The following is a 22,640-nucleotide window of genomic DNA, read 5'->3' as shown; positions in this document are numbered from 1 at the left end:
GGATGGTGAACGGACTGAGTGACAGCCTTTGTGTCGCCAATCTGTTCCGGTGTTGCCATTATGGACGTTGCCGACACGACATCTGATAACGCCAGGCCAGGCGCTCCGTCGCAGGGGGAAAAGGCGGCGGCACTCGCGCCGGCGCAAGGCGGCGATGCCATTGTCACGTCGATTCACCGGCCGGCGCCGGGCTCGATCAATGTCGTCGAGGTCCCGCCGGGGGCGCATCTTAAGCTCGACTTCGCCTCCACCGACGTCAAGTTCGCGGTGCTCGACGTCGATCTCGTGATGCTGTTTCCTGATGGCGCCAAGGTCATTCTGCCGGGTTATGCCTTCAGCCTGGTCGGGCCGGAGAGCGCGGACGCCAATTTCTCCGACAAGATCGTCTCGCCGCAGCAGATGCTTGCCGCGGTCGATGATCTGCATCTGCTGAATGACGACAACGCGGCATTGCTCGGCTCGGGAACCAAGCCCGATCCGCAGAACCAGGACCAGGGCAAGGATCAGAAGGAGTCGAAGGAGACGGCGGAGGAGACCCCGCCCGCACCGCCGCCACAGCCTGCAGCGCCGACTGCGAAGATCGCCGCCGTCGCCGATTTCGACAAGCCGCCGGAGCCGCCCGCGGACCGCTCCTTCAAGCGGCCGCCGGGCGACGACGCGGTCCCGGCCTCATCGGGATCGCCGCCGTCGTCGCATCATACGTCCGACGCCGTTCCCAACACGAACACCAGCACGGACCACGGCAACGGCAATGGCGACGGCAACGTCAGCGCCGCCAACCTCTCGATTACGCTGCTCGGCGTCTCCGGTGACAAGGTCACGGCGCTGCCGTCGGGCGGCAACCAGATTCTCGGCGCGGCGTCCGAAGTCCCGGCCACGACCGATCCGACATTCTCGGTCCAGCAACAGATGCGCACCCTGACCGGGACCGCGCAGAACGACATCATCTACGCGGCAGATCCGAACCGGATGCCATCCGGCACCACGGAACGCCTGATCGACGTGCATGTCAGCTTTCCCGATGCGGGCATCACGGCGAAGACGGCGACGATCACCAACCTGCCTGCAGGCTATGCGATCAACAACGGCGTCCAGAGCGGCTCGAACTGGATCGTCCAGCTCGATCCCTTGGATCCGACCCATCTGCAGATCGAGCTGCGCTATGTCCTGCCGACATCGGCCACGCAGCCGGATACCAACGGATTCCTCGGCAGCTTCAATCTCAACATTCTGTTCGGCACGGTGGACGCCAACGGCGCGACGCGGCTGTACTCCGGAAGCCAGGCCTTCGTCATCCGCGATATCACCAGCGAAAGCGATGTAACGATCGTCTCGGCGGACGGCAAGTCGACGATCTACGCGCTGAACGCCACGCCGCCGGGCGCGACGATCTCTGCGGGCGCCGGCGACGATTGGGTCTATGCCGGACCGGGTCACGACAATCTGGACGGCGGCACCGGAAACAACACCGTCTCCTACAAATACTCCAACGAAGGGGTCACGGTGGACGTGTCCACCGGCAGCGCGCACGGAGGCTACGCCGAAGGCGATGTGCTGCAGAACTTCACCAATATCGAAGGCTCGCGGTTCGCAGACAAGCTGACCGGCACCGTCGGCGACAACACCTTCTATGGCAGTGGCGGCGGCGACATTATCATCGGCAATGGCGGCAACGACACCGTCGATTACAGTGCCTCCACGGCGGGTGTCTCGGTCAATCTCACCACCGGGCTCGGCTCCGGCGGACTCGCGAACGGCGACGCGCTGATTGGCATCAGCAATCTGATCGGCTCGGCCACCGGCAACAACACGCTGATCGGCAATAGCGGCGCCAACGTCATCACCGGCGGTACCGGCAACGATGTCATCGATGGTGCCGGCGGCGCCGACACGTTGATCGGCGCGGGCGGTGATGACACGATCACCTATCATGGCTCCGAGATCTCGATCGACGGCGGCACGGGAACGAACACGCTCGCGCTCGCTTCGGCCGTCACCGTCAACCTCGCCAATGCCGACCAGACAACAGGCGATGCGGTCAGCGTCACGAACTTCCAGAATGTCGACGCCTCGGCGCTGAGCGCGGGTGTTTCGATCACCGGCTCCGCCGGGGTCAACGCTATCACCGGCGGCGCCGGGGCCGATATCATCGATGGCGGCGGCGGCGCCGATGTTATCCATGCCGGCGCCGGCAACGATAGCGTGATCTATCGCGGCACCGAAGCCGTGATCGACGGCGGAACGGACAACAATACGCTCGTGATGCTGGCACAGGCCACGGTCAATCTCGCGAGCGCCGACCAGACCAGCGGCGACACCACGACGGTCACCAATTTCCAGAACGTCGATGCCTCGTCGCTCACGTCCGCGCAGCCGGTCTCGATCACCGGATCGGCCATCGCCAACATCCTGACCGGCGGCGCCGGCAACGATACCATCGATGGCGGCGGCGGCAGCGACACCATTTGGGGCGGCGGAGGCGACGACACGATCGCCTATCACGGCACCGAGAACACGATCGATGGCGGCAGCGGCAACAACACGCTGCTGATGCTGGCCGCGGCGATCGTCGAACTCTACAACGCGGACCAGACCGCAGGCGATGCCACCAACGTCGCCAATTTCCTCAATGTCGACGCTTCGCCACTGAGCACGAGTGTCAATATCACCGGCTCGACTGGCGCCAACATCATCAAGGGCGGATTGGGCGATGACACGCTCGATGGCGATGGTGGCGCTGATACGATCAGCGGCGGGGCCGGCAACGATACCGTCATCTATCACGGGACGGAAACGTCGATCGATGGCGGCGCGGGCACCGATACGCTGGTGTTGGCCGCGTCCGGCGGCATCACCCAGGTCAATTTCGCGGTCGCCGCAGGCGCCGACCAGACTATCGGCGACGCCGTCAATGCAACGCGGTTCGAGAACCTCGACGGCAGCGCGCTCGCGTCGGATCTCATCGTGACGGGATCGACATCGGCCAATTCGATTATCACCGGCAGCGGCAACGACACGATCGATGGCGGCGGCGGCGCCGATGTGATCCAGGCCGGCGCTGGTGACGACACGATCGCGTATCACGGTGGCGAAACCAGCATCGATGGCGGCACCGGCACCAACACGATCCGCCTGTTGGATGCCACCGACATCAATCTCGGACACGCCGATCAGTCGGTCGGCGATTCTGTGCTCGTCTCCAATTTCCAGAACGTCGATGCCAGCGCGCTCGGAAGCGGGCAGGGCATCTCGATCATCGGATCGTCCGGCGCCAACATTATCACTGGCGGTGCCGGCGCCGACGTGATCAATGGCGGCGGCGGTGCCGATGTGATCAATGCCGGTGCGGGGAACGATTCCGTCTCCTATTGGAGTACGGAAGTCTCGCTCGATGGCGGCACCGGCACCAACACGCTGGTGCTGCGCGCGGCCGCCACCGTCAATCTCGCCAATGCCGATCAGACCAGCGGGGACTCCACGAATGTCGCCAACTTCCAGAATGTCGATGCCTCGGCGCTGACATCGGGCGCGACGATCACCGGATCTGTGGCTGCGAACACCATCACCGGTGGCTCCGGCAATGATACGATCGATGGCGGCGGCGGCGCCGACACCATCAGCGCCGGTGCCGGCAACGACATCGTCTATGTTCACGGCAATGAGGTCTCGATCGACGGCGGCGACGGCAACGACACGCTGGTGCTGCCGGCCGCGAGCACGGTCACCGCGGTCAATTTCGCCGTCGCCGCCGGTCTCGACCAGACCGCGGGCGATACCGCGGTCGTGACCAATTTCGAGAATGTCGATGCCACCGCGATGACGACGGCCCTGACCGTCACGGGATCGCTGTTGGCCAACACGATCCTGACCGGATCGGGCAACGATGTCATCCATGGCGGCGGTGGCGGCGATGTGATCGATGCCGGCGCCGGCGACGACCAGGTGGACTATACCGGTACCGAAGTGTCGATCGACGGCGGCAGCGGCAGCAACACGCTGGTGATGCGCGCCTCCGCGGATGTCGATCTCACGGCCTCCGACCAGACCACCAACGATTCGACTGCGGTCGCGAACTTCGTCAACATCAACGCCAGCGCCGTGTCGACCGGCGTGTCGATCATCGGCTCTTCTGCGGCCAATGTCATCACTGGCGGCAGTGGCGCGGATACGATCGACGGCAATGGTGGCGCGGACACCATCAATGCGGGCGCCGGCAATGACAGCGTGACCATCCACGGCACCGAAGTCGCCGTCGATGGCGGCGCGGGCTCCGACACGCTGGTCGTCGGCGCGGGCTCGGCGATCTCCGCGATCAACTTCTCCGTCGCGGCCGGTGCCGACCAGACTTCCGGCGACGGCGTGCTCGTCGCCAATTTCGAGAACCTCGATGCCGGCGCGCTGACCACGGCACTCACCGTCACCGGATCGAGCGCGGCCAACAGCATCATCACCGGTTCCGGAAACGATAGCGTCGATGGTCGCGGCGGCGCAGACGTCATCGCCACGGGCGCCGGTGACGACATCGTCACCTATTATGGCACGGAAGCCTCGATCGATGCCGGCGCCGGCGTGAACACGCTGGTGCTACAGGCAGTGACGGACGTCAATCTCGGCCACGTCGATCAGACCGTCGGCGACGTCGTCACAGTCTCGAACTTCCAGAACGTCGATGCGAGTGCGCTCGGCTCTGCGCAGGGCATCAATGCCATCGGCAGCGCGCTGGCGAACGTCATCCTCGGCGGCGCGGGCAATGACACGATCGACGGCGGCGGTGGCGCCGACGTCATCGATGCCGGCGCGGGCGACGACATCGTGGCCTATCGCGGAACCGAGGCTTCGATTGCCGGCGGCGCCGGCGACAACACGCTGCAGCTCAAGACGGTCGCCACCGTTGATCTGGCGAGTGCGGATCAGACCACGGGCGATTCTGTCAACGTCTCTGGGTTCGAGAACGTCGACGCGAGCGCGCTCACTGCAGCGCAGGGCGTCTCGATCAGCGGCGATGCGCTAGGTAACACCATCACCGGCGGCGCGGGCAACGATACGATCGATGGCCGCGCCGGCGCCGACGTCATCGACGCCGGCGGCGGCAACGATACGGTCCATTACCACGGCACCGAAGTCCTGATCGACGGCGGCTTCGGCTCGAACACGCTGGTGATCGACAATCCCGGCGGCATCACCCATGTCGACCTCAGCGTTGCGCCGGGCTCCGACCAGACCACCGGCGACACCGTCAACGTCGCGAACTTCCAGAACATCGATGCGTCGATCCTGATCACGGCGCTGGTCGTGACGGGCTCATCGTCTGCCAACGCGATCACGACGGGCTCGGGCAGCGACACGATCGACGGCGGCGGCGGTGCTGACGCCATCAACGCCGGTGCCGGCAACGACACGGTCGCGTATTACGGCACGGAAGTCTCGATCGACGGAGGCACCGGGAGCAACACGCTGGTGCTGCACGCCGCTGCGACGGTCGACCTCGGCGCCGCGGACCAGACCACGGGCGATTCCGTCACCGTGGCCAATTTCACCAATGTCGATGCGTCCGCGCTCGCGGTGGGCGCGTCCATCACCGGCTCGGCGGCGGCCAACACCATCGCCGGCGGCGCAGGCAACGACGCAATCGATGGCGGCGGCGGCGCCGACGTCATCAATGCCGGCGGCGGTGACGATACAGTTGTCACGCACGGCACCGAAGCCTCGATCGACGGCGGCACCGGCTCCGACACGCTGATGCTGATGGCATCCAGCACCGTGACAGCGGTCGATTTCTCCGTCGCGCCCAACACCGACCAGACGACGGGCGACACCGTCAACGTCGTCAATTTCGAGAACCTGAACGCCGGCGCGATGACGACGGCGCTGGCCGTCACCGGCTCCTCAGGCCCCAACGTGATCACCACGGGCTCCGGCAACGACACGATTCATGGTGGCGGCGGTGCCGACATCATCAGCGCCGGAGCCGGCAACGACGCGGTCGACTATTGGGGCACGGAGGTCTCGATCGACGGCGGCGCGGGGACCAACACGTTGGTCGTGCGTGCCTCGGCGACGCTCGACCTCTCGGCGGCGGACCAATCCGCCGGCGATCTCGCGACCGTCACCAATTTCCAGAATATCGATGCGTCCGGGCTGACTGCGACCCAGGTGCTCTCGGCGAAGGGCTCGTCGGGCGCCAACGTTATCACCGGCGGTGCCGGCGCAGATATCATCGACGGCAATGGCGGCGCTGATGTTATCAGCGCGGGCGCCGGCAACGACACCGTCACCTTCCACGGCACCGAGGTATCGGTGGATGGTGGCACGGGCTCCGACTCGCTGATCCTGATGGCCGGATCCACCATCACAGCGGTGGATTTTTCGGTGACCGCCGGCAACGACCAGACCACCGGCGATACGGCGGCTGTCACCAATTTCGAGAATCTCGACGCCGGCGCGCTGACCACGGCGCTGACCGTGACCGGCTCGTCCGGCGTCAACACGATTCTGACCGGCTCTGGCAATGACGTCGTCGACGGCGGTGGCGGCCTCGACGTCATCAGTACCGGCGCCGGCAATGACACGGTGACCTATCGCGGCACCGAACTGTCGATCGACGCCGGCACCGGCACCAACACGCTGATCCTGGACGCGACGACCGACGTCAATCTCGGCCGCGTCGACCAGACCGTCGGCGATGCGGTCACGGTGATGAACTTCCAGAACGTCGACGCCAGCGCGCTGAGCGCGACCGAGGGCGTCAACATCATCGGAAGCTCGTCGGCCAACAGCATCATCGGCGGCCTTGGCAATGACGTGATCGACGGTGCCGGCGGCGCTGATGCGATCAGCGGTGGCGGCGGCGACGACATCATCGCCTATCGCGGCTCGGAGGTCTCGCTGGATGGCGGCAGCGGCAGCAACACGCTGCAGCTCAAGACCGCGGTGAACGTGAACCTCCTGAATGCCGACCAGACGTCAGGCGATTCCGTCAACGTTGCCAATTTCCAGAATGTCGACGCGAGCGCCTTGAGCGCTGCGCAGGGCATTTCGATCACCGGCACCGCGGCGGCCAACACGATCACCGGCGGCGCCGGAGCAGATACGATCGACGGCGACGGCGGCACCGACGTGATCACGGCTGGCGGCGGCAACGACACCGTCAAGTACTACGGATCGGAAATCTCGATCGATGCCGGCAGCGGCAACGACACGCTGGTGATGACCGCATCGGGCGGCACCAGCCTTGTCAATCTCGGTGCCCCGGCGAATGTCGACCAGACCTCCGGCGACGGCGTCGATGTCTTCAATTTCGAGAACGTCGATGCCTCGGCGCTCTCGACTGCGATCGCGGTCACCGGTTCGGCATCAGCCAACATCATCACGACGGGCTCGGGCGCCGACACCATTGATGGCGGCGGCGGTGCCGACGTGATCTCGGCCGGCGCCGGCGACGATGCAGTGTCTTACTATGGCAGCGAGGTCTCGATCGACGGCGGCACCGGCACCAACACGCTGGTGCTGAAGGCGGCCGTCGGCAGCATCAATCTCGGCAACGCGGATCAGACCTCGGGCGATGCGACCAACGTCTCGAACTTCCAGAACGTCGACGCCTCGGCGCTGAGCGCAGGCGCGACGATCAACGGCTCGAGCGGAGCAAACGTCATCACCGGCGGCGCCGGTGCCGATACGATCGACGGCGGCGTTGGCGCCGACGTGATCAATGCGGCTGCTGGCGACGACACGGTGGTCTATCACGGCTCGGAGATTTCGATCGACGGCGGCTCCGGTTCGGACACGCTGGTGCTCAGCGCCGGCGTGCCGGTGACGGCGGTGAACTTCGCCGTCGCGGCGGGCGTGGACCAGACCACTGGCGACTCTGTCCTGGTCAAGAATTTCGAGAACCTCGACGCGAGCGCGATGACGACGGCGCTCAGCGTCACCGGTTCGGCCGCTGCCAATGTCATCACCACCGGCTCCGGCGACGACGTGATCCAGGGCGGCGGCGGCGCGGACATCGTCAGTGCCGGCGCCGGCAACGACACCGTCGATTTCTGGGGCAGCGAGGTCTCGATCGACGGCGGCACCGGCGCCAACACGCTGGTGGTGCACACCTCCGCGACCATCAATTTGACCTCGGCCGATCAGACCACCGGCGATCTGACCACCGTCAGCGGCTTCCAGAACGTCGATGCGTCGGCGCTGAATGTCACGCAATCCGTCTCGGTGCTCGGCACGGCGGCGGCGAATACGATCCTTGGCGGCGCCGGTGCCGACGCGATCGACGGCAATGGTGGCGCGGACGTCATCAGCGCCGGCGGCGGCAACGACACCGTCACAGTTCACGGCAGCGAGACCTCGGTCGACGGCGGCGCCGGCTCAGACACGCTGGTCCTGACTGCTGGCACCAGCGTCACATCGGTCGATTTCGGCGTCCTTGCGGGCAACGACCAGACCAGCGGCGATTCGGTCACGGTGACGAATTTCGAGAACCTGCTCGCCGGCGCAGTGACCACGGCCCTGGCGGTGACGGGCTCGTCGGCCGCCAACCTCATCACGACAGGCTCGGGCAACGACGCCATCGACTCCAGCGGTGGTGCTGACATCATCGATGCGGGCGCCGGCAATGACACGGTATCGTACCGCGGCACCGAAGCCTCGATCGACGGCGGCACCGGCACCGACACGCTGGTGCTCAAATCTTCCGGCGGCATCTCCACGGTCGATCTGAGCGGCGCGGCAGGGTCCGACCAGACCTATGGCGACAGCGTCGCGGTCTCCAACTTCGAGAATGTCGATGCCTCGGTGCTGCTCGCGGCGCAGGGCATCACCATCATCGGGTCGACCGGCGCCAATGTCCTCACCGGCGGAGCCGGCGCCGACATCATCAACGGCAATGGCGGCGCTGACGTCATCAGCGGCGGCGGCGGCAACGATTCGATCTCCTTCTATGGCACCGAAGCCTCGATCGACGGCGGTACGGGCACGGACACGCTGATCCTTGCCGCGTCGGGCGGCATGACCGCTGTGGATTTCTCTGTGGCTGCCGGTGTGGATCAGACGACCGGCGATACTGTCAATGTCGCGAATTTCGAGAATCTCGACGCGTCTGTCGTCGCAACTGCGCTGACTGTGACCGGATCGGGCGGCGCCAACGTGATCACGACCGGCTCGGGTAACGACGTCATCGATGGCGGCGGCGGCGCGGATATTCTCAGTGCCGGCGCCGGCAACGACTCGGTCTCCTACTACAATTCCGAGGTGTCGATCGACGGTGGCACCGGCAACAACACCTTGGTGCTCAAGGCGGTGACGACCGTCAATCTCGGCAATCTCGACCAGACCAGTGGTGACGCGGTCTCGGTCAGCAATTTCCAGAATGTCGATGCCTCGGCGCTGTCCTCGGGCATTTCGATCACTGGCTCGGCCGGTGCCAACACCATCGTCGGCGGCAGCGGCAACGATACGATCGACGGTGCTGGCGGCACTGACACTATCGACGCAGGCTCGGGCAACGATACCATCACCTTCCATGGCACGGAGACGGCGATCGACGGCGGCGCCGGCGCGGACACGCTGATCGTCACCAGCGGCGCCACGGTCAGTGCGATCGACTTCTCTGTCGCGTCGGGTGCCGACCAGACCACCGGCGATTCCTCGCTCATCAAGAACTTCGAGAATCTCGACGCCTCCGTGATGACGTCAGGATTGACGGTCACCGGGTCGTCCGCGGCCAATGTCATCACGACCGGCAGTGGCAACGATACGATTGACGGAGGCGGTGGCGCCGACGTGATCAACTCGGGCGCCGGCAACGACATCGTATCCTACTACGGCTCAGAAAGCCTCATTGACGGCGGCACCGGCAGCAACACGCTCGTGCTCAAGGCCGTGACGACGGTCAATCTGGGCAATGTCGACCAGACCACCGGCGATGCGACCAGCGTCGCCAATTTCCAAAACGTCGATGCGACGGCGCTGTCGGCGTCGGTGTCTGTCACCGGCTCGGGCGCGGCCAATATCATCACGACCGGCTCCGGCAACGACACGATCGACGGCGCTGGTGGCGCCGATGTGATCGGCGCCGGCGCAGGCGATGACACGGTCTCCTATTACGGCACCGAAGCCTCGATCGATGGTGGCGCAGGCACCAACACGCTGGTGATGCGGGCGGCCGCGACCGTCAATCTCGCGAGCGCCGACCAGACGGTCGGCGACACCGCAGGCGTTGCCAACTTCCAGAACGTCGATGCGTCCGCCCTGTCTTCGGCGCTGTCGATCACCGGCTCGTCCGGCGTCAACATCCTGACCGGCGGCTCCGGAGCTGACACGATCGACGGAAATGGGGGGGCCGATGTCGTCAATGCGGGTGGCGGCAACGACACCGTCACCTATCGCGGCACGGAAAGCGCAATCGATGGCGGCACCGGCGCCGACACGCTGGTGCTGGCCGCCGCCGGCGGCACCACCGCGGTCAATTTCGCCGTCGCGACCAATGTCGATCAGACCACGGGCGACACGGTCAACGTCACCAATTTCGAGAACCTGGATGCGAGCGCGGTCGGCTCGGCGCTCTCGGTGACCGGCTCGGTATTTGCCAACAGCATCGCGACGGGTGCCGGCAACGACACCATCGATGGCGGTGGCGGTGCCGACGTCATCAGTGCGGGCGCAGGCGACGACACGGTCGCGTATTACGGCACCGAAACCTCGATCGACGGCGACGCCGGCACCAACACGCTGGCGCTGAAGACCGCGGCAACTATCAATCTCGCCGCCGCAGCGGATCAGACAACAGGTGATTCCACCGTCGTCAGCAATTTCCAGAGCATCGACGCCTCGGCACTGTCGACCGGGGTCACTCTCACCGGCTCGTCATCGGCGAACGTCATCACCGGCGGCACCGGGAACGACACCATCGATGGCGGCGGTGGCGCCGATGTCATCTCGGGCGGCCTTGGCGACGATACGATTTCCTATCACGGCACCGAGGTGTCGATCGATGGCGGGGCGGGCAACGATACGCTGGTGGTCAGCGCCGGATCTACGATCACCGCGGTCAACTTTGCCGTCGCCGGTGGAAGCGATCAGACCACGGGCGACTCGGTCCTCGTCACCAATTTCGAAAATCTCGACGCCAGCGCGCTCGCGACGGCGCTGACGGTGACCGGCTCCAGCGCGGCGAACGTGCTCACCACAGGTGGCGGCAACGACGTCATCGACGGCGGAGGCGGCGGCGACGTCATCAGTGCCGGGGCCGGCAACGACACCGTCTCGTACTACGGCACCGAGGTGTCGATCGACGGCGGCACCGGCACCAACACGCTGGTGATGCGTGCCGCCACCACGGTCAATCTCGGCAATGTCGACCAGACCACGGGCGATACGACGACAGTCGGCAGCTTCCAGAACGTGGACGCCTCCGCGCTGATAGCCGGCGTCTCTATCACCGGCTCGTCCGTTGCGAATGTCCTGACTGGCGGCTCCGGCACTGACACGATCGACGGTGCGGGCGGCGCGGACTCGATCTCGGCCGGCGCCGGCAACGACACCGTCACCTATCACGGCACCGAAACCTCGATCGACGGCGGCAGTGGCTCCGATACGCTGGTGCTTGCAGCGGCCGGCGGCGTCACCGCCGTCAATTTCACCGTGGCAGCGGGCGCCGACCAGACCGCGGGCGATACCGCGATCGTCGCCAATTTCGAAAATGTCGATGCGTCTGTCGTGACGACGGCGCTGACCGTGACCGGCTCGTCATCGGCCAACACCATCACCACGGGATCGGGCAATGACACGATCGACGGCGGGGGCGGTGCCGACGTGATCAGCGCCAATGCGGGCGACGACACCGTCTCCTACTACAATTCGGAAGTCTCGATCGACGGCGGCGCCGGCACCAACACGCTGGTGCTGCGCGCGGCCGCGACCGTGAACCTGGCGGCCGCAGATCAGACCGTCGGCGATGCAGTCTCGGTTGCCAACTTCCAGAACGTCAACGCGTCGTCATTGTCGACCGGCATCTCGATCACGGGTACCACGAGTGCCAACACCATCATCGGCGGCTCGGGCACGGACACGATCGACGGCGCCGGAGGCGCAGATGTCATCAGTGCCGGCGGCGGCAACGACACTGTCCAGTATTACGGAACGGAGACTTCGATCGACGGCGGCAGTGGCGCCGACACGCTGATCCTCACCGCCTCGGGCGGCATCACCGCGATCAATTTCGCGGTCGCCACGGGCAACGACCAGACCACCGGCGACGCCGTGAGTGTCGCCAATTTCGAGAATGTGGACGCCTCCGTCGTGACGTCAGCCCTGACCGTGACCGGCTCCGCGTCAGCCAACACGATCACCACGGGCTCGGGCAACGACGCGATCGACGGCGGCGGCGGCGTGGATGTCATCAGCGCCGGGGCAGGAGACGACGCCGTCTCCTACTACAATTCCGAGGTTTCGATCGACGGCGGCACCGGCACCAATACGCTGATCATGAAGGCGGCCATCACCGTCAACCTCAACAATTCCGACCAGACCACCGGCGACACTGCGACGGTTTCGAACTTCCAGAACGTCGATGCGTCGGCGCTGACGTCCGCAGTCTCGATCACCGGCACCTCCAGTGCGAACGTCGTCACCGGCGGGGCCGGCAACGACACCATCGACGGCGGCGGCGGCTCTGACACGATCGTCGCTGGCGGCGGCAATGACTCGGTCGCCTATTACGGCTCCGAAGTTTCGATCGACGGCGGTGCGGGCACCAACACGCTGGTGATGAAGGCGGCAGCGACCGTCAACCTCGCCAATGTCGACCAGACCACCGCCGATACGACCAACGTTTCAAACTTCCAGAACATCGACGCCTCGGCGCTGTCGTCGGGTATCTCGATATCAGGATCGACAAGCGCCAACTCGATCATCGGTGGTGCGGGCAATGACACGATCGACGGCGGCGGCGGCGCCGACATCATCAACGCCGGGGCCGGCGACGACACGGTGCTTTATCACGGCACGGAGGTGTCGATCGATGGCAACACCGGCACCGACACGTTGATCGTCGCGGCCGGCTCGACGCTGAGCGCGGTCAACTTCGCCGTCGCCTCGGGCTCCGACCAGACCACCGGCGATACCGTCAGCGTCACCAATTTCGAGAACCTCGACGCGGGCGCGCTGACCACGGCGCTGGTCGTGACCGGCTCGGCCTTCGCGAATACGATCACGACCGGGTCAGGCAATGACACGATCGACGGCGGCGGTGGCACCGACGTGATCGTGGCGGGCGCCGGCGATGACACCGTGTCGTATCACGGCAGCGAAACCTCGATCGACGCCGGTACCGGCACCAATACGCTGCTGCTCAAGACGGCAACGACAGTGGTGCTGAGCGCGGCGGATCAGACCAGCGGCGATTCCACCGCTGTCGCCAATTTCCAGAATGTCGATGCCTCGGCACTGGCCTCCGGCGTCTCGATCACTGGCTCCTCCGGTGTCAACACGATCATCGGCAGCTTCGGCAACGACACCATCGATGGCGCTGGCGGTGCCGACATCATCAACGCCAGCGGCGGCGACGACACCGTCACCTATCAGGGCACCGAGGCGTCGATCGATGGTGGCACCGGATCGGACACGCTGGTGCTGGCCGCGACCGGCGGCATCACGGCTGTCAATTTTGCCGTCGCAGCCGGTGCCGACCAGACCACCGGCGACGGCGTCGTCGTTGCCAATTTCGAGAACCTCGATGCGGCCGTCGCCACGACAGCGCTGAGCGTTCAGGGATCGTCGGCGATCAACGTCATCACCACAGGATCGGGCAACGACACGATCGACGGCGGCGGCGGTGCCGACATCGTCACGGCCGGCGGTGGTGACGACACCGTCTCCTATCGCGGCACTGAGTTCTCGCTGGATGGCGGCACCGGCACCAATACGCTGCTGCTGCGCGCGGTGACGACGGTCAATCTCGGCAGTGCCGACCAGACTTTGGGTGACGTCGTCACCGTCACCAATTTCCAGAACGTCGATGCCTCGCAGCTGGTTGCCGGCGTGTCGATCGCCGGAACGGCCGCCAGCAATGTGCTGACCGGGGGCGCCGGCAATGATACGATCGATGGTGCCGGCGGCGCCGACATCATTGCCGCAGGCGCGGGCGCCGATACTGTCACCTATTACGGGACCGAAGCCTCGATCGACGGCGGCACCGGTTCCGACACGTTGGTGATGGCGGCGTCCGGCGGGACGACGGCGGTCAATTTCGCCGTCGCGGCAGGCAACGACCAGACGACTGGCGACGTCGTCGGCGTCACCAATTTCGAGAACCTCGATGCCAGCGCGCTCTCGACCGCGCTCACGGTGACGGGGTCGAGTTCGATCAACTCTATCACGACGGGTTCGGGCAACGACATCATCGACGGCGGCGGCGGCGCCGACATCATCGCGGCGGGCGCCGGCAACGATACCGTGACGTATCGCGGAACCGAGGCTTCGATCGACGGCGGCACCGGCAACAATACGCTGGTCATGACAGCCGCGACCACGATCAATCTCGGCAATATTGATCAGTCCACCGGCGACATCACGGCCATCACCAATTTCCAGAACGTGGACGCGTCCGCGCTCTCGGCCGCGGTCTCGATCACCGGCGATGCGAACGCCAACATCATCACCGGCGGCTCGGGTGCCGACACGATCGACGGTGGCGGCGGCGCGGATGTCATCTCGGCTGGCGCGGGTGACGATACCGTCTCCTATCGCGGCACCGAGGTCTCGATCGACGGCCAGGCCGGCACCAACACGCTGCTGATGCGTGCGGCGGCGACCGTCAATCTGGCGAACGCCGACCAGACCACCGGTGACAGCACGACCGTCGCCAACTTCCAGAACGTCGATGCCTCGCTGCTTGCGACCGGCGTCAGCATCACCGGCGCGAGCGGCGTCAACCAGATCACCGGTTCCTCCGGCGACGACACGATCGATGGCGGCGGCGGCAGTGATACGATCCTTGCGGGCGCCGGCAACGATACCGTCACCTTCCGCGGCACTGAGACTACGATCGATGGCGGCAGCGGCTCCGACACGTTGGTGCTGTCCACCGCCGCCGGCATCACCTCGGTCAATTTTGCGGTCGCGGCGGGTACCGATCAGGCCACCGGCGATGCCGTCAAGGTGTATAACTTCGAGAATCTCGACGCCAGCGCGCTGAGCTCTGCGTTGACGGTGACGGGCTCGGCGGCCGCGAACACGATCACGACCGGCTCGGGCAACGACACCATCGATGGCGGCGGCGGTGCCGACATCATCGCGTCGGGAGACGGCAACGACACCGTCACCTACTACGGCGGCGAAACCTCGATCGACGGCGGCAACGGCACCAACACGCTGATCATGCGTGCCGCTGTAACGGTCAACCTTGCCAATGCCGACCAGACGTCAGGCGACACCACAGCGGTCGCGAACTTCCAGAACGTGGATGCGTCATCGCTTGCGGTCGGCGTGTCCCTGACCGGCTCGGCCGCCGCCAACGTTCTCAGCGGCGGCGCGGGCAACGATACGGTCGACGGCGGGGGCGGTGCGGACGTGATCGCGACCGGCGGCGGCGACGATACCGTCACCTATCATGGCACCGAGACCTCGATCGACGCCGGCAGCGGCATCGACACCCTCATCATGGTGGCAACCGGCGGCACGACGGCCGTCAACTTCTCGGTCACTGCCGGCACCGACCAGACCACCGGCGACGGCACCGCGGTCACAAATTTCGAAAACCTCGACGCCAGCGCGCTGGCGTCGGGCCTCACCGTCACCGGCTCGACCTCGGCGAACGTCATCACCACCGGATCGGGCGACGACACCATCAACGGCAACGGTGGCGGCGATACGATCAACGCCGGTGCTGGCAACGACATCGTCGCCTATTGGGGCACGGAGACCTCGCTCGACGGCGGCACCGGCACCAACACGCTGCAGATGAAGGCCACCGGCACGGTCAATCTGGCGGCCGCGGACCAGACCTCGGGCGACGTCAGCACCGTCACCAATTTCCAGAACGTCGATGCATCCGCGCTCACGGTCGGTGCGTCCATCACCGGCTCGTCAGGCATCAATATCATCACCGGCGGCTCCGGTGACGATGGGATCGATGGTGCCGGCGGGGCCGACGTGATCGCCGCGGGCGGCGGCAATGACGGTGTCACCTATCACGGCACAGAAGTCTCGATCGACGGCGGCTCGGGCACCGACACGCTGACGCTCGCAGCGCTCGGCGGCATCACCGCGGTGAACTTCTCCGTTTCGGCCGGCACCGACCAGACCACCGGCGATACGGTCACGGTCACCAATTTCGAGAACCTCAACGCCTCGATCGCCAGCACGGCATTGACCGTCACCGGCTCCACGGGCGGCAACAACATCACGACCGGTTCGGGCGCTGACACGATCGACGGCAAGGGCGGCTACGACTCCATCGCCGCGGGCGCCGGCAACGACACGGTGAGCTACTACGCGAGCGAGAATTCGATCGACGGCGGCAGCGGCACCAACACGCTGATCCTGCAGGCCGCCGCGACGATCAACCTCGGCAATACCGACCAGACCACTGGCGATCTCACCACCGTCACCAACTTCCAGAATGTCGACGGCAGCGCGGTTGCAACCGGGATGAGCATGACCGGCTCGTCCGGCGCCAACACCATCACCGGCGGCTCCGGCGACGACGTGATCGACGGCGCCGGTGGCGCCGACATCATCGCGGCAGGCGCTGGCAACGATACTGTTTATTACCGGTCCGGCGCGACCTCGTATGACGGCGGCACCGGCACCAACACGTTGATCCTGAGGAGCGTCGTCACCGTCAACCTCGCCAATGGCGATCAGACCAGCGGCGACTCGGCCACCGTTACGAATTTCCAGAACGTCGACGCCAGCCAGGTCGCCGGGCCGGAGACGATCACGGGCTCGTCCGGCGCGAACACCATCATTGGCTCGACCGGCAATGATACGATCGATGGCGGCGGCGGCCTTGATGTGATCGACGCCGGCACCGGCAACGACACTGTCACCTATCGCGGCACGGAAACATCGATCGACGGCAACAGCGGTACGGACAAGCTCGTGCTGGCGGCCGCCGGCGGCATCACCGCGATCAACCTGGCGATCGGCAGTGACCAGACCACCGGCGACACCGTCGTGGTGTCGAACTTCGAGAGCGTCGACGCCAGCGTCATGACCACTGCGGTCACCGTGACCGGCTCCTCGTCGGCCAACACCATCACCACCGGCTCCGGCGATGATATCATTCACGGCGGCGCTGGCGCCGACACGATATCGGCCGGCGCTGGCAACGACACCGTGGACTATTGGGGTTCGGAAACCACGATCGATGGCGGCACCGGCACCAACACGCTGATCGTCAAGGCCGTCTCGGGCCTGTCGGCCGTCGATCTGTCGGTCGCGGCCGGTTCCGACATCACGACCGGCGACACCGGGACGGTGAAGAATTTCCAGAATCTGGATTCGAGCGCGGTCAGCACTGTGCTGACCGTGACGGGATCATCTGGGGCAAATTCCATCATCACCGGTGGTGGCGTGGACACCATCGACGGCGGCGGCGGCGCTGATATCATCAGTTCGGGCGCCGGCGACGACGTCGTCACCTATCGCGGCGCGGAAGTCTCGATCGACGGCGGTGCCGGTAACGACACGCTGGTGCTTGCGGCGAGCGGCGGCATCACGGCGATCAATCTCGGCGTCAGCGCGGGCTCGGACCAGACCACGGGTGACAGCGTCACCGTTGCCAATTTCGAATATGTCAACGCCAGCGCCTTGTCGACCGGCATCACCATCACCGGTTCATCCGGCGCCAACATCATCACCGGCGGCTCCGGCGCGGACATCATCGACGGTGCCGGCGGCGCCGACACCATTGCCGCGGGCGCCGGCAACGACACGGTGACCTATCGCGGCTCGGAGACCTCGATCGACGGCGGCAGCGGCACCAACACGCTGGTGCTGGCGACGGCCACGACGGTCAACCTGTCGGTTGCGGACCAGACGACGATCGACGTCACCACCGTCACGAACTTCCAGAACGTGGATGCCTCGGCGCTGTCGACGGGCGTCGCGATCACCGGCACGTCCTCGGCCAACACCATCACCGGCGGCTCGGGCGGCGACAGCATCGATGGCGGCGGCGGCGCCGACGTCCTCTCCGGCGGCGCCGGCGACGATGCCATTTCCTACTACGGGGCGGAGAGCTCGATCGACGGCGGCACCGGCAACAACACGCTGGTGCTGCGTGCCGCGGTGACGGTCAATCTCGCCAATGCCGACGTCACGACAAGTGACGGCATTACTGTCACCAATTTCGTCAATGTCGATGCCTCTGCGCTCGGCGCCGCCGTGACCCTGACCGGCTCGTCAGGTGCAAATACGATCGTTGGCGGCGCGGGCAATGACACGATCGATGGCGGTGGCGGGGCCGATATCATCAACGCGGGCGGCGGCAACGACACGGTCACCTATCGCGGCACCGAGAGCTCGATCGACGGCGGCTCCGGCACCGATACGCTGACCTTCGCCGCGAGCGGCAGCGTCAGCGCGATCAATCTCACGGCGGGCGACCAGACCACCGGCGACGGCGTCGTCGTCGCCAATTTCGAGAACGTCAATGCTGGCATCTTCACCACGGCGCTGACCGTCACCGGCTCGTCCTCCGCCAACACGATCACGACCGGTTCAGGCAACGACACGATCGATGGCGGCGGCGGCGCCGACGTGATCAGCGCCGGCAGTGGCAACGATACCGTCTCCTATTACGGCACCGAGACCTCGGTCGATGGCGGCACCGGCACCAATACGCTGATCATGAACACCTCGGCGGTGCTGAACCTCGCGAATGCGAACCAGCTGTCGTTCGGCGCCGGCACGATCAGCAACTTCCAGAATGTCGACGCATCGGCGGTTGCGGCGGCGGTATCGATCACCGGCTCGTCGGGGGTGAACGTGATCACCGGTGGCGCCGGCAACGATACGATCGACGGTGCCGGCGGCAACGATACGCTCGCCGGCGGCGCCGGCAACGACACGATGTCCTACTACGGTACGGAAGTCTCGGTCGACGGCGGCACCGGTACCAACACGCTGATCATGAAGGCGGCTGCGACCGTCAACCTCGGCGCCGGCGACCAGACCAGCAGCGACTCCGTCACCGTCACCAATTTCCAGAATGTCGACGGCTCGGCGGTGTCGGCGACGATGTCGATCACGGGCTCGTCGTCTGCCAACACCATCACCGGTGGCTCCGGCGACGATACGATCGATGGCGCAGGCGGCACCGATGTCATCAACGCCGGCGGCGGCAACGACACCGTCACCTATCGCGGCAGCGAGACCTCGATCGACGGCGGCGCCGGCGCCGACACGCTGGTCCTGGTCTCGGGCGCCAGCGTCACCTCGGTGAATTTCACCGTCGCTTCCGGCGCAGACCAGACGACCGGCGACTCCGCATCGATCATGAACTTCGAAAACGTCAACGCCGGCGTTCTCTCCACCAACGTTACCGTTACCGGCTCGTCCTCGGCCAACACGATCACGACCGGCTCGGGCGACGACACCATTGATGGCGGCGGCGGCGCCGACGTGATCTCGGCGGGCGCCGGCAACGACTTGGTGTCCTTCTATGGCAACGAGAGCTCGATCGATGGCGGCACCGGCACCAACACGCTGGTGATGCGTGCGGCGGCGACGGTGAATCTCGGCAATGCCGACCAGACATCGGGCGATAGCGCCAACGTCACCAATTTCCAGAACATCGATGCGTCCGCGCTGGTATCGGCCGTGTCGTTGACCGGCTCGTCGTCGGCGAACACGATCACCGGCGGCGCCGGCAATGACACCATCGATGGTGGCGGAGGAGCCGATATTATCAGCGCCGGTGCAGGCAATGACAGCGTCACCTATCGCGGCTCCGAGGCTTCGATCGACGGCGGCGCGGGCGCCGACACGTTGGTGCTGGCCGCCTCGGGCGGGACCACAGCGATCAACTTCTCGGTGGCGGCGGGCACCGATCAGACCACCGGCGATAGCGTCGGCGTGACGAATTTCGAGAGCGTCGATGCCTCGGCACTCAGCTCCGCGCTGACCGTGACGGGTTCGTCCTCCGCGAACACGATCACGACCGGTGCGGGCAACGACAGCATCGACGGCGGCGGCGGCGCTGACGTCATCAGCGCGGGCGCCGGCAACGACACCGTCACCTATCGCGGCTCGGAAGCCTCGATCGACGGCGGGTCCGGCACCAACACGCTGGTCATGGTGGCTGCCGCGACCGTCAATCTCGCGAATGGCGACCAGACGTCCGGCGACTCGGCTGTCGTCAGCAATTTCCAGAACGTCGATGCCTCGGCGTTGTCGACCGCGCTGTCGATCACCGGCTCGTCGGCGGCCAACACCATCACGGGCGGCTCCGGAAACGACACCATCGACGGCGGCGGTGGCACCGATGTTATCAGCGCCGGCGGCGGCAACGATAGCGTCTCCTACTACGGCTCCGAGACGTCGATCGATGGCGGCACCGGTACCAACACATTGCTGCTGAAAACGGCTGTGACGGTGAACCTGGGCAATGCCGATGTCACCTCGAGCGACGCGATCAATGTCACGAATTTCCAGAACGTCGACGCATCGGCGCTGTCGGCGGCGGTGACGCTGACCGGCTCCTCCTCCGTCAACGCCATCACCGGCGGCTCCGGCGACGATACCATCGATGGCGCAGGCGGCGCTGATGTCATCAACGCCGGCGGCGGCAATGACAGCGTCACCTATCGCGGCACCGAGTCCTCGATCGATGGCGGCGCCGGCAGCGATACGCTGACATTCGCAGCCGCCGGCAGCGTCAGCGCGATCAATCTCACGGCAGGCGATCAGACCACCGGCGATAGCGTCGCAGTGGCGAATTTCGAGAACGTCAATGCGTCGATCTTCACGACGGCACTGATGGTCACCGGCTCGTCCTCGGCCAATACAATCACGACCGGCTCGGGTAACGATACTATCGATGGCGGCGGCGGCCTTGATATGATCGCGGCCGGTGCCGGCAATGACAGCGTGTCCTATTACGGCGCCGAGACGTCTATCGATGGCGGCACCGGCACCAACACGCTGCTGCTGAAGGCGGCGGTGACGGTGAACCTCGGCAACACCGATGTCACCTCGGGCGATGCCGTCAACGTCACCAGTTTCCAGAACGTCGATGCCTCGGCGCTGTCGTCGGCCGTCACGCTGACCGGCTCGTCCTCGGCCAACACCATCACGGGCGGCGCGGGCGCCGACACCATCGACGGCGCTGGCGGCTTGGATGTCATCAGCGCGGGCGGCGGCGACGATAGCGTCACCTATCACGGCACTGAGTCCTCGATCGACGGCGGTGCCGGCAACGACACGCTCGTGCTGGCGGCAGCCGGCGGCATGACTGCAGTGAATTTCTCGGTTGCGGCCGGTTCGGACCAGACGACCAGCGATTCCGTCGGCGTCACCAATTTCGAGCATCTCGATGCGTCATCGGTCAACTCGGCACTGACCGTGACCGGCTCGTCCTCGGCCAACACGATCACGACCGGCTCCGGCAACGACGTGATCGATGGCAATGGCGGCGCCGATACGATTCACGCCGGCGCCGGCGACGACACCGTCACCTATCACGGCACCGAGAGCGTGATCGACGGCGGCACTGGTACTAACACCCTGCTGATGGCGGCGAGCGCCACGGTCAATCTCGGCAATGCCGACCAAACCTCTAGCGATTCGGCTGCGGTCAGCAATTTCCAGAACGTCGATGCCTCCGGATTGTCATCGGGCGTCTCGATCACCGGATCGTCGTCGGCCAACAGCATCACCGGCGGCTCCGGCAACGATACGATCGACGGCAATGGTGGTGCCGATGTCATCAGCGCCGGTGGCGGCAACGATACCGTCACCTATCACGGCACGGAGGCGTCGATCGATGGCGGCAGCGGGACCAACACGCTGGTCCTGAATGCCGCGGCCACGATCAACCTCGGCAATGCCGATCAGACCTCCGGCGACTCGACCGCCGTTAGCAACTTCCAGAATGTCGACGGCTCCGCGCTGTCCTCCGCGCTGTCCATCACCGGTTCTTCCGGGAATAACACCCTGACCGGCGGCTCCGGCAATGACACGATCTCCGGCGGCGGCGGAACGGATCATCTGTTCGGCAATGGCGGTGACGACATCTTCATCATCGACCATTCGTCGCTCTCCGCCGGCTCGACCATCGATGGCGGCAGCGGCAACAACACCGTCAACATCTCCGCCAATTCCGGCACGGTCAGCGACACCGAGCTGCTCGCCGCGCTGACCAACATCCAGACCATCGACTTCACCGCCAGCAACGTCAACGCGTCGGTCAGCCTGTCCGGCAGCCAGATCAGCCAGATGGATGGCGGCGCCGCGAACACGCTGACGATGCTGATCAATGCGGGAGATTCGGTGAGCATCACCGATCCCGCGTCGAACTACACAACATCGGCCGTCGGCAACACGACGACCTACACCATCTACGACGACGCCTCGCACACCAACGTCATCGCGCACCTGTCGTTGGTGGCGTGAGGAGGACGCAATCGATAGGGTACGCT

1 protein-coding gene is annotated in these 22,640 nt (G+C 65.6%); it reads left to right on the top strand.

Features of this window, described 5'->3' with window-relative positions; genetic code table 11:
* Positions 1–60: 60 nt before the first annotated feature.
* Positions 61–22,614 carry a hypothetical protein gene (locus P6U24_RS32090; RefSeq protein WP_407156418.1) on the top strand — a complete coding sequence of 7,518 codons (22,554 nt, stop codon included), beginning with the start codon at positions 61–63 and terminating at the stop codon, positions 22,612–22,614.
* Positions 22,615–22,640: the final 26 nt, after the last annotated feature.

Source organism: Bradyrhizobium sp. STM 3557 (assembly GCF_045571465.1).
Classification (GTDB): Bacteria; Pseudomonadota; Alphaproteobacteria; order Rhizobiales; family Xanthobacteraceae; genus Bradyrhizobium.
This window is presented reverse-complemented; position numbering and strand designations above follow the sequence as displayed.